Genomic DNA, 1,433 nt, shown 5'->3' on the forward strand with positions numbered 1-1,433 from the left:
AATGAAGTCCGCACGTTCCTGTGTTTCCTTGCCCAGATAGACCGCCTTTCTACTTACCAATTTGGTTGGGACAAGATAGGCTTGCTTGTATGCTTCGAGCGTTTCCTTTCTCATTTTGGCACTGATGCGTTTCTGAACAGGAACGCTCTCGGAGTGCTGAGGACGCTCGTCATTCTGCGGTCGCTTGGCATTCTGCGATTGCCCGATATGCCGTGCCATCCTGGATTGCTCTGATTGCTCCGTGGAACACTCCGATTGGATTTTTGCCGTACGTTTTTCCTGCTGCCGTGCATCCTCTATCGGCTCTTTTATGGGAGCGGTACTCCCCTTTAATGCAACTTCATTTTGCGTTGTCGGCACACTGCCGTCTTCGTCATCTCCTCCGTTCAGATACCATTCGAGGCTCTTGTCCGCTTCTGTAGTGTTCATATTCTTTTCCATGTCTTTATCTCATTTTATGTTTAACTTGTTTTACCTTTATGGGATTGGTTTGTGTTTGTGTCATCGTCAATGATAGGCTTTTCTGCTGTTCACGCACCCTGTGGATGTGATATTCGTTGAGGTCTTTGAAGTTTCTATAATGCACGGACATATCATCTACCTTGAAACCAGCCTCTATGAAATCCTCCGTAGCTCTCCGTCCAGCTTCGTCATTGTCAAGGAAGGTATGAATGGAGGATACTTGCCTGTCATTGAGATAGCGAATGCTCCTTGCCACATTACTCACGGAGTTCATCACAAGGCAATGGCTGATGATTTCTTCTTTCATTGAAAGGAAGGATAGAAAGTCCATAAAACCTTCGAACACGCAGACCGATTTCATTCTATCCGTTATCTTATCCGTGAACACGGGGGTAATATCCTTCGGAGCAATCGTTCCCTTGAAAGAGCCATTATCCCGAAGTTCATAACCGCCCGATTGGTTGGCGAAACCTATGGCTTGATAGTGCAGCCCTCTTACCTCATAGCTGATACAACGCAGAAAGGGCATAGCCTTTTCTAAGTTGATGCAACGGTCTTCCTCAAGATACTTTAATAAGTGTGGAGGTAAGGTGTCTGATATTTCTATCAGTCTCCTTACTCCACTTGCGGATGCCATAGGTATGCTACTTCTTTTCATTGCCATGTCTGCCTTTTGAGAACTACAAGTAGTGCTATCGGGTGCGTTCCGTCCCAAAATGCGGATGGCTTCCGACAATGTGCAGCCATCCAATCGCATACAAAGGTCGATAATACTTCCACCTCTGCCTTCGGCATAGTCTATCCAAAGGTTCTTCTCAGTGTCCACCTTGAAACTTGGATGTGTGTCTTCACGAAGCGGTGAATGGTAAAGGGCATAGGCTGGTATCCTGCGCACTGGTTTGATACCTTTCCTTTCAAGATACTCCACTATGGGGTATCGCTTGATGCGTGATAAATCTTCTTCTTTCATT

General features: G+C 46.1%; 2 protein-coding genes. Both read right to left on the bottom strand.

The genetic code is table 11. The annotated features are described in order from the left end of the window. Nucleotides 1-441, bottom strand: a 441-nt coding sequence (locus HMPREF9018_RS09305) for a DUF3408 domain-containing protein (RefSeq protein WP_008450911.1), incomplete at its 3' end; no start/stop codon positions are given. A gap of 4 nt (nt 442-445) precedes the next feature. Beyond that, nucleotides 446-1,432, bottom strand: a complete 987-nt coding sequence (locus HMPREF9018_RS09310; protein WP_008450909.1) for a toprim domain-containing protein — start codon at nt 1,430-1,432, stop codon at nt 446-448. Nucleotide 1,433: the final 1 nt, after the last annotated feature.

It is taken from the genome of Prevotella amnii CRIS 21A-A (assembly GCF_000177355.1).
GTDB lineage: Bacteria > Bacteroidota > Bacteroidia > Bacteroidales > Bacteroidaceae > Prevotella > Prevotella amnii.